General features: G+C 53.8%; 11 protein-coding genes and 1 tRNA gene. 4 read left to right on the plus strand and 8 right to left on the minus strand.

All coding sequences use genetic code 11. The features are described from left to right. Nucleotides 1-53: 53 nt before the first annotated feature. The 3 genes from JSN25_RS12935 to JSN25_RS12945 all read right to left on the minus strand — a co-directional run bounded on the left by JSN25_RS12935 (nucleotide 54) and on the right by JSN25_RS12945 (nucleotide 1,845). A tRNA-Ser gene (locus JSN25_RS12935) sits at nucleotides 54-141 on the minus strand. 149 nt (nucleotides 142-290) lie between these two features. Continuing rightward, a complete protein-coding gene (locus JSN25_RS12940; protein WP_032939929.1) occupies nucleotides 291-968 on the minus strand; it encodes an isochorismatase family protein in 678 nt (225 codons plus the stop codon). A 16-nt stretch (nucleotides 969-984) separates the two neighbouring features. After that, nucleotides 985-1,845 (minus strand): pirin family protein, encoded by an 861-nt coding sequence (locus JSN25_RS12945; RefSeq protein ID WP_137347945.1) that lies wholly within the window; start codon nucleotides 1,843-1,845, stop codon nucleotides 985-987. Nucleotides 1,846-1,953: 108 nt separating this feature from the next. On the opposite strand from JSN25_RS12945, the gene JSN25_RS12950 reads away from it, so the two are divergent. Then, the gene (locus JSN25_RS12950) at nucleotides 1,954-2,865 is read left to right on the plus strand and encodes a LysR family transcriptional regulator (protein ID WP_069323241.1); all 912 of its coding nucleotides are present in this window, start codon (nucleotides 1,954-1,956) and stop codon (nucleotides 2,863-2,865) included. Between the two features lie 81 nt (nucleotides 2,866-2,946). Here JSN25_RS12950 and infA read toward each other — a convergent pair whose 3' ends face one another. The 5 genes from infA to trxB form a co-directional block, all read right to left on the minus strand. Further along, entirely contained in the window at nucleotides 2,947-3,165 is a 219-nt protein-coding gene (gene infA / locus JSN25_RS12955; protein ID WP_002211347.1) for a translation initiation factor IF-1, read from the minus strand. A gap of 285 nt (nucleotides 3,166-3,450) precedes the next feature. Beyond that, nucleotides 3,451-4,155 (minus strand): leucyl/phenylalanyl-tRNA--protein transferase, encoded by a 705-nt coding sequence (gene aat, locus JSN25_RS12965; RefSeq protein WP_038639268.1) that lies wholly within the window; start codon nucleotides 4,153-4,155, stop codon nucleotides 3,451-3,453. Nucleotides 4,156-4,199: 44 nt separating this feature from the next. Then, nucleotides 4,200-5,921, minus strand: a complete 1,722-nt coding sequence (gene cydC / locus JSN25_RS12970; RefSeq protein ID WP_204525003.1) for a heme ABC transporter ATP-binding protein/permease CydC — start codon at nucleotides 5,919-5,921, stop codon at nucleotides 4,200-4,202. Next, entirely contained in the window at nucleotides 5,922-7,688 is a 1,767-nt protein-coding gene (cydD, locus tag JSN25_RS12975) for a heme ABC transporter permease/ATP-binding protein CydD (protein WP_085049189.1), read from the minus strand. Nucleotides 7,689-7,802: 114 nt separating this feature from the next. Then, the gene (gene trxB, locus JSN25_RS12980; protein ID WP_003831889.1) at nucleotides 7,803-8,771 is read right to left on the minus strand and encodes a thioredoxin-disulfide reductase; all 969 of its coding nucleotides are present in this window, start codon (nucleotides 8,769-8,771) and stop codon (nucleotides 7,803-7,805) included. A 547-nt stretch (nucleotides 8,772-9,318) separates the two neighbouring features. Here trxB and lrp point away from each other — a divergent pair. The 3 genes from lrp to lolA all read left to right on the plus strand — a co-directional run bounded on the left by lrp (nucleotide 9,319) and on the right by lolA (nucleotide 14,648). Continuing rightward, nucleotides 9,319-9,813 carry a leucine-responsive transcriptional regulator Lrp gene (gene lrp / locus JSN25_RS12985; protein ID WP_002439523.1) on the plus strand — a complete coding sequence of 165 codons (495 nt, stop codon included), beginning with the start codon at nucleotides 9,319-9,321 and terminating at the stop codon, nucleotides 9,811-9,813. Nucleotides 9,814-9,947: 134 nt separating this feature from the next. Next, nucleotides 9,948-13,925, plus strand: a complete 3,978-nt coding sequence (gene ftsK / locus JSN25_RS12990; RefSeq protein WP_204525004.1) for a DNA translocase FtsK — start codon at nucleotides 9,948-9,950, stop codon at nucleotides 13,923-13,925. 111 nt (nucleotides 13,926-14,036) lie between these two features. Continuing rightward, entirely contained in the window at nucleotides 14,037-14,648 is a 612-nt protein-coding gene (lolA, locus tag JSN25_RS12995; protein WP_085049191.1) for an outer membrane lipoprotein periplasmic chaperone LolA, read from the plus strand.

Genomic DNA, 14,648 nt, shown 5'->3' on the forward strand with positions numbered 1-14,648 from the left:
ATGCAACATGCGAAAAAAAAGCCCGTACTTGCGTACGAGCTCTTCTTAAAATATGGCGGTGAGGGGGGGATTCGAACCCCCGATACGTTGCCGTATACACACTTTCCAGGCGTGCTCCTTCAGCCACTCGGACACCTCACCATATTGTATTGCTGCCTGACCGCTTGGGGGGCAACGGGGCGCTACTATAGGGAGTTGCGCTAAAACGGTCAAGCAGAATTTACAGGTTCACTGTTGTTTGGTTACGCAGTGTACATATTCCTCCGCCCGGACTGGCGCGGAGGATATAATTAACGCTGAGAGTCCAGTTTTTCGCCGTTGGTCACGACTTCCTGGGCTTTGCTGTAGCTTTCTATCAGCAACTGATACGCCGGGAAGACTTTGGTATACACTTCAGCCCATTCAGCGGCGTCTTCACGGTTCCATGTCCCCTGAATTTCAGAAGCGACGGCAGCGGTATCCATCGGCACGACGCCAGCCTGAACCACGCGTGCCAGGGTAATTTCCTGCGCCATTTTGCTGTAGGTGCCGGAGGCGTCGATTACGGCGAAGACCTTATAACCTTCAGCCACTGCGCTGATGGCCGGGAAAGCCATGCAGACGCTGGTGATCGTACCGGCGATAATCAGCGTCTTACGACCTGTTGCTTTTACCGCTTTAACGAAGTCTTCGTTATCCCAGGCGTTGATTTCGCCTTTACGCGCCACGTATTGGGCGTGGGGCGCATTGGCATGGATCTCAGGGATCAGCGGGCCATTAGGTCCCTGCGGTACAGACGCCGTGGTAATCACCGGCATTTTCGCCAGGGTGGCCATTTTAGCCAGCGCAGCAGCACGCGCACGCAGCTCTGGCATTGGCATATCGCCGACGGTCTGGAAAAGCCCGCTCTGATGGTCGATAAGCAGCATGACGGAATCATTCACATCGATGACCGGACGTGAACCATTAAAGTTTGCAGGACTGGACATATTCTTCTCCTTCGATTCAGATTTGGCCAAAACGGCCGGAGTTAAAATCGCGTACGGCTTCAGCGATTTCTTGTTTCGTGTTCATGACAAACGGGCCGTAACCTACAATTGGCTCGTTCAACGGTTCACCAGACAGCAGCAGCACGATGGCATCGCTGGTGGCTTCAATGTGCAGCGTTTTCCCCTGCTGGCTTAGCACCACCAGTTGCGCTTCGCTGGCTGGCGTGGCGCCGTTTACGGTGATATTGCCTTTCAATACCACCAGCGCGGTGCTCCATCCTTCAGGCTGAGACAACGCGAGCTGATGATTACGTTGCAGTCGCATATCCCAGACGTTCAGCGGCGAAAAGGTATGTGCAGGCCCTTTGGTTTCCTCGTAGCTACCCGCAATAACGCGAACGCTTCCTGCTTCATCAGGCAGAGCAACCGTTGGGATAACATCGCTGGTGATGCTCTGATAACCCGGCGTGGCCATTTTGTCTTTTGCCGGCAGGTTGACCCACAGCTGTACCATTTCCAGTTCGCCGCCCCGACGGGTAAATTCCGGTGAATGGAACTCTTCGTGCAAAATTCCTGCACCTGCGGTCATCCACTGCACGTCGCCGGGACCGATAATGCCGCCGCGACCGGTTGAATCACGATGTTCAACTTCACCGCTGTAAACGATGGTCACCGTTTCAAAACCACGGTGAGGGTGTTCGCCGACGCCGCGCTTTTCGTTACCCGGTGTGAACGTATGCGGACCGGCGTAATCCAGCAGCAGGAATGGACTTAACTGCTCTGCATGAGACTGGTAAGAGAACATTGAGCGAACCGGAAATCCATCGCCAACCCAGTGCGGGCGAGGTGCGGTGTAGACGCCTGTTACTTGTTTCATTTGTGTCTCCTCAGTGGCGTTATCTTGATGTGAATAAGCTTATATTCATGACAGCGAATTGAGTAGTCGCTAAAATGGTCTTCACTGTCTCATTAATAGGACAATAAAATGACAAAGCCGGATCTCAATGATTTTGCCTGGTTTGTACATGTCGTAGAGGAAGGTGGATTCGCCGCGGCGGGGCGTGCGCTTGATGAACCGAAATCAAAACTGAGCCGACGTATTGCGCAACTTGAAGAGAGGTTGGGGGTTCGACTTATTCAGCGAACCACCCGGCAGTTTAACGTGACTGAAGTCGGACAAACCTTTTACGAGCACTGTAAGGCGATGCTGGTGGAAGCGCAGGCGGCGCAGGATGCCATTGCGGCTTTACAGGTTGAGCCGCGTGGCGTTGTGAAGCTGACTTGTCCGGTCACCTTGTTGCATGTGCATATTGGGCCAATGCTTGCCCGATTTATGGCGCGTTATCCCGATGTATCCGTGCAGCTTGAGGCGACGAACCGTCGCGTTGATGTTATCGGTGAAGGTCTGGACGTGGCGATTCGCGTCAGACCTCGTCCATTTGAGGATAGCGACCTGGTGATGCGGGTACTTGCAGACAGGGGACACCGGTTATATGCCAGCCCGCGATTAATTGAACAAATGGGCGCGGTTAACTCCCCGGCGGAATTGACCCGTTGGCCGGGCCTGAGTCTGGCATCGGGTAAACATGTGCATCGCTGGGAGCTATTCGGCCCACAGGGCGCACGGGCGGAGGTGCATTTCACGCCGCGAATGATCACCACTGATATGCTGGCGTTACGTGAAGCCGCGATTGCCGGCGTGGGGGTTGTACAACTTCCGCAACTGATGGTGAAAGAGCAATTAGCGGCGGGTGAACTGGTGGCATTGCTCGACGGTTGGGAGCCCAAGCGGGAAATTATTCACGCAGTCTTTCCGTCTCGTCGGGGATTACTGCCCTCGGTACGCGCCCTGGTGGATTTCTTAACAGAAGAATATGCGCGGATGATTGAGGATTAAATACAGATCCTCAGCCTATAAAAAAGGCCGGTTAAACCGACCTTTTATTATCTGGACGCCATCATGGTGGCGTGAAAACAATCAGCGACTACGGAAGACAATGCGGCCTTTGCTCAGGTCGTACGGGGTCAGCTCAACAGTCACTTTGTCGCCCGTCAGGATGCGGATATAGTTTTTGCGCATTTTACCGGAGATGTGTGCAGTAACCACGTGACCGTTTTCTAACTCTACGCGGAACATGGTATTAGGTAACGTATCGAGAACGGTACCCTGCATTTCAATATTGTCTTCTTTGGCCATCTAATCCTCTGGGGTATCACTACCGTAATTTGAACCGGCAAGATAATGCCGAAGTTCTTTTAATAAGTAAAGATTTGTGCGTTTAAAACACAGCAAATCGGGTTTGGCGCATTACTCTGACCACCCACGGCAAAGCTGCACGTAAAGCGCAACGTATAAGGGAACGAGGAGATAAACGATAGGCGTTGCCTGGCGCGAACTGTTCCTTAACGGCGGCGGGGTAATGGGCTAAACCAACTCTGCGGCACAATTATAACACCCCGACAAAAAATGTGCCGAAAACATTCACCCCTGAGGCGAAAATAACGTCCTTGGTATCCAGAAATGGCTCGGTAGCCGCTGCTGACGCAGTCTGCTCAGCTGCTCAAGGTACTCCCGTCGCGGGGTTTCGATGGCGCCCAGGGATGCTGTGTGGCTATTTAACACCTGGCAGTCGATTAATTTTCCGCCCTGACGGATAAATTCCGCGCAAAAAACAAGTAGTGCGGTCTTGGACGCATTTTCCTGACGACTGAACATTGATTCGCCACAAAACAGCGTACCTTGCGCTACGCCATACATGCCGCCGACTAATTCATTTTGTCGCCATACTTCAATTGAGTGCGCATGTCCCAGTTCGTGCAGCCGATGGTAAGCGTCCACCACATCGTGTGTGATCCAGGTGCCTTCTTCCCGATCGTTCGCACAGCCTTCAATCACCTGACCGAACGCGTAGTTGAGCGTCACACGATAAGGCGAATTTTTATGAAAGCGTTTCATGCTGCGACTGAGGTGAAAGTTCTCAGGCCAAAGAATGGCGCGCGGATCGGGTGACCACCAGAGAATAGGGTCACCGGGAGAAAACCACGGGAAAATACCGCGCTGGTAGGCCATCAACAGGCGGGCAGGGCTAAGATCGCCTCCCAGCGCCAGTAAACCGTTAGGCTCGCGTAAAGCGCCTTCCGGTGATGGGAAGGCTATAGAATGGCGGGACAGTTGCACCAGGCGCATGACAGTGAAACTCCACTACGCGAGTTTGATCGTTCAATAATAGCTTACAGACGTTGCTTAAACTGGTAATAACGCCCCTGCCTGGCTAACAGATCTGCGTGATTACCTTGCTCAATAATTTGTCCGTTGTCCATCACTATTATTTGATCGAAACGCGACAATCCGCGCAGACGATGTGTGACCATCAGCACTGTTTTATCCCGCATCACATCGCCAATTAATTCAAGCATTTGGCTTTCTGTTGTGGCATCAAGCCCTTCGGTAGGCTCATCCAGCAGCATCAGCGGGGCATCATGCAGCAAGGCGCGGGCGATAGCCAGACGGCGGAGCTCGCCGCCGGAAAGCTGACGACCGCCTTCGCCCAACCAGGCGTTGAGCCCATCGTCTTCAAGCAGTTTTTCCAGACCGACGCGGCGCAGGATCGCGGATAATGCTTCATCGCCGGCGTGCGGAGCTGCCAGCAGCAGGTTATCGCGAAGCGTAGCGCTAAACAGATGTACGCGCTGTGGCACGACGCTGATGATGTGGCGCAACGTGGCTTCATTCAGGGCTGAAAGCGGTCGATCGTTAATCAGGATTTCGCCACTCTGCGGATCCCATGCGCGGGTCAGCAATTGCAGCAACGTTGACTTTCCGCAGCCGGTGCGACCTAAAATAGCGATGTGCTCACCGGGTTTTGCCAGTAAAGAAAGGGTGTCGAGTGCTTTTTGCGTCTGCCCCGGATAGCTGAATGAGACCTCACGCAGGGTAAGAGTGAGCTGCTCAGAAACCGGAGATTCGGTATCCGGGAAGGTGACTTCTGGCTGCTGTTCGGTCAGTTCGGTGATGCGTAATGCAGAGGCGATAACCTGGCCGAGATGCTGAAACGCGCCGGTGACAGGCGCTAATGCCTCAAACGCAGCCAGCGCACAGAAGACAAACAGCGCGATTAGCGCGCCTGGCTGGGTATTTCCGCCCACGTCGCCTGAGGCCATCCATAACATCATAATCACCGCCAGCGCGCCGATTAACAGCATGATCGCCTGCGACAGTGCCGTTAATTCGGACTGACGTCGCTGCGCTTCATGCCACTGCAATTCGGTGGCTTCCATTTGAGCCCGGTAGCGTTCACTGGCGCCGAAGATAGTTAATTCAGCCTGGCCCTGCAGCCAGGAGGTTAATTGCTGACGATATTGCCCACGCAAATGCGTCAGGTTTTGCCCGGTACTTTTGCCGGCCTGATAAAAAAGTGGGGGCAGAATGAATAAGGTCAGCAGCATAATACCGCCGAGGGTGACAGCCAGCGTGAAATCGAGAACGCTCAGTCCCAGCGTGACCACCATGATGACGACAAACGCCCCCACCAGCGGAGACAGAACGCGTAAATAAAGATGATCGAGCGTGTCGACATCAGCGACGACGCGGTTAAGTAATTCACCTTGTCTATAGCGGGACAGGCCAGCAGGGGAGAGCGGTAGCAGCTTGCTGAAGGTATAAATACGCAGGTGTTGCAGCACTCGGAACGTGGCGTCGTGACTGACCAGGCGCTCGAAATAACGGCCTGCGGTTCGGGTGATTGCCGCACCACGTACGCCCGCGGCGGGGAGCATATAGTTAAAACTGTAAATTCCAGTGACGCCCACCACCGCAGAAGCAGACAGGAACCAACCTGAGAGCGTCAGCAAGCCAATACTGGCCAGCAGCGTAACGATTGCCAGAACGATGCCCAGCGTTAACATCCATTTGTGACGTTTATACAGCGTCAGATAGGGTAGCAAAGCGCGCATTTAGATATCCTCCTGACGATGAGCCAGTAGTGTTGCAAAAGCACCGTCGGCAGCGCTAAGTTCAGCCCAGCTACCTTGTTCAACGATCTGACCATCCTGCATGACCCAGATAGCATCCCAGTCGGCAAGATCTTCAAGCTGGTGCGTCACCATCAGCGTGGTCTGGCGGCGCGATGCTGCGTTCAATGCCTGCATCACGCGTTGTTCACTGTGGGCATCAAGGCTGGCTGCGGGTTCGTCCAGCAGAAGCAACTGACACGGATTAAGTAACGCGCGCGCCACGGCCACGCGCTGCGCTTGACCAACAGAAAGTCGGGCTGCCTGATCGCCGACTGGCGTATCTACGCCCTGCGGCAGCAGCGGTAAAAACTCGCTCACCCAGGCGCTGTCGAGTGCGGCCTGAAGCTGTTCTTCACTGGCATCGGGCCGTGCCAGCAGTACGTTTTCTCGTAACGTGGCGGCAGGAAGCTGCGGGTTTTGCCCAACCCACGATAGCTGTTTGCGCCAGGAATCAGGCGACAGGTCGCGTAGTTCAAAACCGTTAATCCGCAGCGACCCTTGATAAGAAAGAAAGCCGGACAGAACATTCAGCAGCGAACTTTTTCCGGAGCCGCTACGACCCACTACCACCGCACGTTGGCCTGCTGCCAGGGTAAAGTTGAGCGGTCCCGCAAGCACTTTGCCTTCCGGTGAGGTGATGACCAGACCTGCAGCCTCAATTGAAACGGCATCTTTCGTCGCCAACTCAATCTCACCACGCTCAGGGTGCGCCAGCGGGGTTTCCATAAAGGTTTTCAGACTGTCTGCTGCTCCAACGGCTTGCGCTTTGGCGTGATAAAACGTCCCGAGATCGCGCAGGGGTTGGAAAAACTCTGGTGCCAGAATGAGCGCCAGGAAACCGGACGCCAGCGTGACGCCCATACCGTAGTGGCCGAAGTCGAGCTCGCCGAGGTAGGAAAAACCGAAGTAAACCGCGACCAGAGCGATAGACAACGACGTAAAGAACTCGAGGACCCCGGATGACAGGAATGCCAGGCGCAGGACTTCCATCGTGCGCTGGCGGAAATCCTGTGATGCTGCGCGAATACTTTCTGTTTCGGCTTCACCGCGGCCAAATATTCTCAGCGTTTCCATACCCCGGAGGCGATCGAGAAAATGACCGCTTAGTCGGGCAAGCGCCTGAAAGTTGCGGCGGTTAGCGTCGGCTGCGCCCATACCGACCATCGCCATAAACAGAGGGATTAGCGGGGCGGTTCCGAGCAGAATAAGAGCGGCTACCCAGTTTGACGGAAAAACGGCCGCCACAATCAACAGGGGAACGCATACGGCCAGCGCCATTTGCGGCAGATAACGCGCATAGTAGTCATGCATATCGTCAATCTGCTCGAGGATCAGGGTCGCCCAGCTCCCGGCTGGTTTACCCTGTATCCAGGCCGGACCCGCCTGTTGCAGGCGATCGAGAACCTGGCGACGAATCTCAAAGCGAATATGTTGCCCGGCGTGAAACCCGACGCGTTCGCGCAACCAGACGACCCATGCGCGCAGGATGAAAACCAAAATCAGCACGATGAAAGGGAGCAGAAGCGCTTCCCGGGGGATATTGCCCATGATCATATGGTCCAGAATTCGGGCCATGAGCCAGGCCTGAGCGACAATTAACAGGCCGCTCACGAATCCCAGCAGGCGTGAAATGTTCAGCCATCGTTGGGATATTACACTTTGCTGTTTTAACCAGCGGGTCAGCTCTTTTTGACGGGTTTTATTCATTGCACGCTTAGCAGGTGAGTTATTGGAATTTTTGGGCAGGACAATGTTACAACGAGGCAAAAATAAAGGCGACTTATAGTCGCCTTTTTTACTTTTGTTACTGATTTGTAAAACTTATTTGCAAGCGTCTGCCAGACCGTCGAGATAACGTTCTGCGTCAAGCGCAGCCATACAACCCGTGCCAGCAGAAGTGATCGCCTGGCGATAAATATGGTCCATCACGTCACCCGCTGCGAAGACGCCTGGAATGCTGGTTTGCGTCGCATTGCCGTGAATACCGGACTGAACTTTGATGTAGCCGTTTTCCAGTTCGAGCTGGCCGTCGAAAATGGCGGTATTCGGGCTGTGGCCGATGGCGACAAACAATCCCGCAACGTCAAGTGATTCAACGTTGTCAGTATTTTGCGTATCGCGCAGGCGCAGTCCGGTTACGCCCATTTGATCGCCAGTCACTTCTTCCAGCGTACGGTGCGTATGCAGCACGATGTTGCCGTTTTCCACTTTATCCATCAACCGCTTGATAAGAATTTTCTCAGCACGGAAGCTGTCGCGACGGTGAATCAAATGTACTTCAGACGCGATATTTGCCAGATACAACGCTTCTTCAACAGCGGTATTGCCACCGCCGATCACCGCAACTTTTTGGTTACGGTAGAAGAAACCGTCGCAGGTGGCGCAAGCGGAAACGCCGCGGCCTTTAAATGCTTCCTCTGAAGGCAAACCCAGGTAGCGTGCGGACGCGCCAGTGGCGATGATCAATGCGTCACAGGTGTATTCACCGCTGTCGCCGGTCAGACGGAAAGGGCGGTTTTGCAGATCAACTTTGCTGATGTGATCAAAAATGATTTCTGTCTCAAATTTGGTCGCATGTTCGTGCATACGTTCCATCAGCAATGGGCCAGTAAGATCGTGCGGATCGCCAGGCCAGTTTTCCACTTCTGTTGTTGTGGTCAGCTGACCTCCTTTTTCCATACCGGTAATCAGTACCGGTTGCAGGTTAGCGCGTGCAGCGTAGACCGCAGCGGTATATCCCGCAGGGCCTGAGCCCAGAATAAGAAGTTTACTGTGTTTGGTTGCGCCCATGAGATCCCCATAGTTGTTGGCAGGCAATGAGCAGGATTGTAGGGAATTTACAGGCGTAAAAAAAGAGTATGGCGATTTTGTTAACAATATGTGTAATAGTGGAAACCGATGAACGACAGATTGAGTCGTAATACTATAACGATTTCTACTTAAAATCGGTCAGTTATAAGGTGATAAAATGACGAATTTCCATCACTGCGACTGAATAACTGGCATGTTGTACTAAAAATCGATGTTTTGCTTTGACAATCCCCTGCTGTTTTGCGAAAACATTCAAGGAAGAAAAAAACTGTGTCATGTATGTGCTGCATAATCATGCATGTAGATACCATGTTTACCGTGTTAGCGAAATCTACGCATGGTGTGGACAGATGCCATTCGTGATGTCGATAGCCGCCGACAGGCAACGGTCTTCTCACCATAAACCCAGACATTGCAAGCCGTAAATCCCTCTGGGCTGCGGTTTATTTTGATGGGGAGCGACTCTGAACAGTGATGTTAGTAGAGTCAGGCAGGAGTAGGGAAGGAATACAGAGAGACAATAATAATGGTAGATAGTAAGAAGCGCCCTGGCAAAGATCTCGACCGTATTGATCGTAACATTCTTAATGAGCTGCAAAAGGATGGGCGTATTTCTAACGTCGAGCTTTCTAAACGTGTGGGACTTTCACCGACGCCCTGCCTTGAGCGTGTGCGTCGGTTGGAAAGGCAGGGTTTCATTCAGGGCTATACAGCGCTGTTAAACCCACATTATCTGGATGCATCACTTCTGGTTTTTGTTGAGATAACTCTGAATCGTGGCGCCCCGGATGTGTTTGAACAATTTAACTCTGCAGTACAAAAACTTGAAGAAATTCAAGAGTGTCATTTAGTTTCCGGTGATTTCGACTATTTGCTGAAAACACGCGTACCGGATATGTCAGCATACCGTAAGCTGCTGGGGGAAACCCTGCTGCGTCTGCCTGGCGTAAATGACACACGTACTTATGTAGTAATGGAAGAAGTCAAACAGAGCAATCGTCTGGTAATTAAGACGCGCTAACACGGAACAGGTGCAAAATCGACGCAGTTTGATTACACTCCTGTTAATCCATACAGCAACAGTGCCGGGGCAACCCGGTGCTGTTGTCCGTTTTAGCATCGGGCAGGAAAAGCCTGAAACCTGGAGAGCCGTTTTTGAGCCAGGAATACACTGAAGACAAAGACGTCACATTGACGAAGTTAAGCAGCGGGCGCCGACTTCTGGAAGCGCTACTGATCCTTATTGCCCTTTTTGCCGTCTGGTTGATGGCTGCCTTACTCAGCTTTAACCCTTCGGATCCCAGTTGGTCGCAAACCGCATGGCATGAACCTATCCATAACCTGGGAGGCATTCCCGGTGCATGGCTGGCGGACACGCTGTTCTTTATTTTTGGCGTCATGGCCTACACCATTCCGGTCATTATTGTCGGCGGCTGCTGGTTTGCCTGGCGACACCAGGCCAGCGACGAATACGTCGATTATTTTGCTGTTTCATTGCGCATTATTGGCGTTCTGGCCCTGATCCTCACCTCCTGCGGGCTGGCCGCAATTAACGCCGATGACATTTGGTATTTCGCCTCTGGCGGGGTGATTGGCAGCCTGCTCAGCACTACGCTGCAGCCATTACTGCACAGTAGCGGCGGTACGCTTACGCTTTTGTGCATCTGGGCTGCGGGATTAACGCTGTTTACCGGCTGGTCATGGGTGAGCATTGCGGAAAAACTGGGTGGCTGGTTACTTAATATCCTGACATTTGCCAGCAACCGTACCCGCCGCGACGATACCTGGGTCGATGACGAAGAATATGAAGATGAAGAAGAGTTTGTCGACGCCGCTGATGGTAAACCCCATGAATCGCGTCGGGCTCGAATTCTGCGCGGTGCGTTAGCGCGCCGTAAACGCCTGGCTCAGAAATTTACCAATCCGCTGGGCCGTCATACTGATGCTGCGCTGTTCTCCGGCAAACGCATGGATGATGAAGACGACATTGAATACAGCGCCCGTGGCGTGGTCGCCGATCCGAACGATGTGCTGTTTTCCGGTAATCGGGCAACATTGCCTGAATACGACGAACTCGATCCACTGCTGAACGGTCATTCGGTGACAGAGCCGGTAGCTGCCGCAGCAGCAGCCACAACGGCATCTCAGGCCTGGAGCGCGCCGGTTGATCCGCTGTTGCAAACGTCGCCAGTTACCAGCACCGTTATGGAACAATCGACGCCAGCCGTTGCCTGGCAATCCGCGCCTGGCCCGCAAACCGGTGATGCGGTGATTGCGCCTGCGCCTGAAGGTTATCCGCAGTCAGCCGAATATGCTCAGCCTGCGGTGCAGCAGACGTATGAGCCATGGCAACAGCCGGTTGCACAGGAGAATCCTCAGCCGGAATATTACGCACCGCAAACGTCTGAACCGGTGTATGCGCAACCCGCCGCGCCGCAGCCGCAGGAATTCACCTCGCAGCAAAACGGGCAGCCGGAACCGGTTTATCAGCCGGAGCCTGAGCCGCAACCGGTCTATCAGCAGGAGCCTGGCTTCCAACAACCTTCTGCGTTCCAGCAACCGATGGTTGAACAACCTTCTGTAGTGGAACCTGAGCCAGTTGTTGAGGAGACGAAACCCTCTCGTCCACCGCTCTACTATTTTGAAGAAGTCGAAGAGAAACGAGCGCGCGAGCGTGAGCAGTTGGCCGCCTGGTATCAGCCTATTCCAGAACCCGCTCAGGAGCCTGAGCGTGTTAAGCCGTCTATGCCATCTATGCCGACGGCTGCCTCCATTCCGCCCGTTGAGTCTGTTGCTGCCGTTGCGCCGCTGGCTGCCGGGGTGAAAAGCGCCGCTTCTGGGGCAAGTGCCGCTGCCGCAGCACCTGTGTTTAGCCTTGCGGGTAGCGGTGCGCCGCGTCCGCAGGTGAAAGAAGGAATTGGCCCGCAACTGCCGCGCCCGAATCGTGTGCGCGTGCCTACTCGTCGGGAGTTAGCATCGTATGGCATAAAACTGCCGTCACAGCGTATGGCTGAAGAGAAAGCTCGCGAAGAGCAGCTTGATACCAATGCGTACAGCGATGATGAAATTGATGCAATGCAGCAGGATGAGCTGGCACGTCAGTTTGCCCAGTCTCAGCAGCACCGTTATGGCGATGATTATCAGGACGATACCCATCAGACTGATGACGAAGATTTGGCCGCAGAAGCGGAACTGGCTCGCCAGTTTGCCTCGTCCCAGCAGCAGCGCTATTCCGGCGAACAGCCTGCCGGGGCCAATCCGTTCTCGCTTGATGACTTTGAATTTTCGCCAATGAAAACGCTGGTGGATGACGGTCCGCATGAGCCGCTGTTTACGCCAGGCGTGATGCCAGAGCCTGCGCCGCAGCACCAGGAACCAGTCGCACCGCAGCAGCATTATCAGCAGCCGGCACAGCCTGCCGCACCGCAGCAGCATTATCAGCAGCCGGCACAGCCTGTCGCWCCGCAGCAGCATTAYCAGCAGCCGGCACAGCCTGCCGCACCGCAGCAGCATTATCAGCAGCCGGCACAGCCTGTCGCTCCGCAGCAGCATTACCAGCAGCCGGCACAGCCTGTTACACCGCCGCCGCAGGATAGCCTGATCCATCCACTCTTGATGCGTAACGGCGACAGTCGTCCGGTTCAGCGTCCGAGTACGCCGCTGCCATCGTTAGATCTGCTCACGCCGCCGCCGAGTGAAGTTGAGCCGATTGATACTTTTGCACTGGAACAAATGGCGCGTCTGGTGGAAGCGCGTCTGGCGGACTTCCGTATTAAAGCTGATGTAGTGAACTACTCTCCAGGGCCGGTCATTACCCGTTTTGAACTAAACCTGGCACCAGGGGTTAAAGCGGCGCGCATTTCCAACCTGTCACGAGATCTGGCGCGTTCGTTGTCGACCGCTGCGGTCCGCGTGGTCGAGGTCATTCCTGGCAAACCGTATGTCGGACTGGAATTACCGAATAAAAAACGTCAAACCGTTTATCTGCGCGAAGTGTTAGATAACGCGAAATTCCGTGATAACTCGTCCCCGTTGACTGTGGTACTGGGTAAAGATATTGCGGGCGAACCGGTTGTTGCCGATCTGGCGAAAATGCCGCACCTGCTGGTGGCAGGGACTACCGGTTCCGGTAAGTCTGTTGGGGTGAACGCCATGATCCTCAGCATGTTGTATAAGGCGCAGCCAGAAGACGTTCGCTTTATCATGATTGACCCTAAAATGCTGGAGCTGTCGGTTTATGAAGGCATTCCGCATCTGCTGACTGAAGTTGTGACCGACATGAAAGATGCTGCCAACGCTTTGCGCTGGAGCGTCAATGAAATGGAACGTCGCTACAAACTGATGTCGGCGCTCGGCGTACGTAACCTTGCCGGTTATAACGAGAAAATCGCTGAAGCAGCTCGTATGGGACGTCCGATCCCGGACCCGTACTGGAAGCCGGGCGACAGCATGGACGTTCAGCATCCAGTGCTGGAAAAACTGCCGTATATCGTTGTTCTGGTGGATGAATTCGCCGATCTGATGATGACCGTAGGTAAGAAAGTGGAAGAACTGATTGCACGTCTGGCGCAAAAAGCGCGTGCGGCGGGGATCCACCTGGTGCTGGCAACCCAGCGACCATCCGTTGACGTCATTACCGGTCTGATTAAAGCGAATATCCCGACGCGTATTGCCTTTACCGTGTCCAGCAAAATTGACTCGCGTACTATCCTTGATCAGGGCGGCGCGGAATCGCTGCTGGGGATGGGCGATATGCTCTATTCGGCGCCGAACTCGACGATTCCTGTGCGTGTACACGGTGCCTTTGTTCGTGACGAAGAAGTTCATGCGGTGGTTCAGGACTGGAAAGCGCGCGGTCGTCCACAATATGTTGATGGCATTACCTCAGACAGCGAAAGCGAAGGTGGCGCTGGCGGCTTTGATGGTGGCGAAGAGTTAGATCCGTTGTTCGATCAGGCGGTGAACTTTGTTACCCAAAAACGCAAAGCTTCCATCTCCGGTGTTCAACGACAGTTCCGTATCGGCTACAACCGAGCGGCGCGCATCATCGAACAGATGGAAGCGCAGGGAATTGTCAGTGAGCAAGGGCATAATGGTAATCGTGAAGTGTTGGCTCCGCCGCCCTTCGATTGATTGCAAAGTTAAGTAATTCAGTATTATCTACTTTCCTCATGCTGTTTTTTGGCCTGAAATGGATAGCAGAGGGATCTCCCCGTTGGGAGTGACGTATTTTGAGGAATAACGATGAAAAGAATCGCAATCACCTGTGCATTACTGTCGAGCTTTGTAGTGAGCAGCGTCTGGGCTGATGCTGCCAGCGACCTGAAAAGCCGCCTGGATAAAGTCAGTAGCTTCCATGCCAGCTTTACGCAAAAGGTTACGGACGGTAGCGGTGCGGCAGTGCAGGAGGGGCAGGGTGATTTATGGGTTAAACGTCCTAATCTGTTTAACTGGCACATGACGCAGCCTGACGAGAGCATCCTGGTCTCCGATGGTAAAACGCTGTGGTTCTTTAACCCGTTTGTTGAACAAGCTACTGCAACCTGGCTGAAAGACGCCACCGGCAACACGCCGTTCATGTTGATTGCGCGTAACCAGGCCAGCGACTGGCAGCAGTACAACATTAAGCAAAACGGCGATGATTTCGTGCTGACGCCGAAAACCAGCAACGGAAACCTGAAACAGTTTACGATCAATGTTGGGCGTGACGGGACGATCCATCAGTTTAGCGCCGTTGAGCAAGACGATCAGCGCAGCAGCTATCAACTGAAATCGCAGCAGAATGGCGCGATTGAACCATCTAAATTCACCTTTACCCCGCCACAAGGTGTAACGGTTGACGATCAACGTAAGTAG

The sequence above is a fragment of the Citrobacter cronae genome (assembly GCF_016893685.1).
Taxonomy (GTDB): domain Bacteria; phylum Pseudomonadota; class Gammaproteobacteria; order Enterobacterales; family Enterobacteriaceae; genus Citrobacter; species Citrobacter werkmanii.

Excerpts from the sequence above, each read along its gene's own strand:
- JSN25_RS12940 (WP_032939929.1), bottom strand. The coding sequence starts at position 968 with ATGTCCAGTCCTGCAAACTTTAATGGTTCACGTCCGGTCATCGATGTG.
- JSN25_RS12945 (WP_137347945.1), bottom strand. The coding sequence starts at position 1,845 with ATGAAACAAGTAACAGGCGTCTACACCGCACCTCGCCCGCACTGGGTT.
- JSN25_RS12950 (WP_069323241.1), top strand. The coding sequence starts at position 1,954 with ATGACAAAGCCGGATCTCAATGATTTTGCCTGGTTTGTACATGTCGTA.
- infA (WP_002211347.1), bottom strand. The coding sequence starts at position 3,165 with ATGGCCAAAGAAGACAATATTGAAATGCAGGGTACCGTTCTCGATACG.
- aat (WP_038639268.1), bottom strand. The coding sequence starts at position 4,155 with ATGCGCCTGGTGCAACTGTCCCGCCATTCTATAGCCTTCCCATCACCG.
- cydC (WP_204525003.1), bottom strand. The coding sequence starts at position 5,921 with ATGCGCGCTTTGCTACCCTATCTGACGCTGTATAAACGTCACAAATGG.
- cydD (WP_085049189.1), bottom strand. The coding sequence starts at position 7,688 with ATGAATAAAACCCGTCAAAAAGAGCTGACCCGCTGGTTAAAACAGCAA.
- trxB (WP_003831889.1), bottom strand. The coding sequence starts at position 8,771 with ATGGGCGCAACCAAACACAGTAAACTTCTTATTCTGGGCTCAGGCCCT.
- lrp (WP_002439523.1), top strand. The coding sequence starts at position 9,319 with ATGGTAGATAGTAAGAAGCGCCCTGGCAAAGATCTCGACCGTATTGAT.
- lolA (WP_085049191.1), top strand. The coding sequence starts at position 14,037 with ATGAAAAGAATCGCAATCACCTGTGCATTACTGTCGAGCTTTGTAGTG.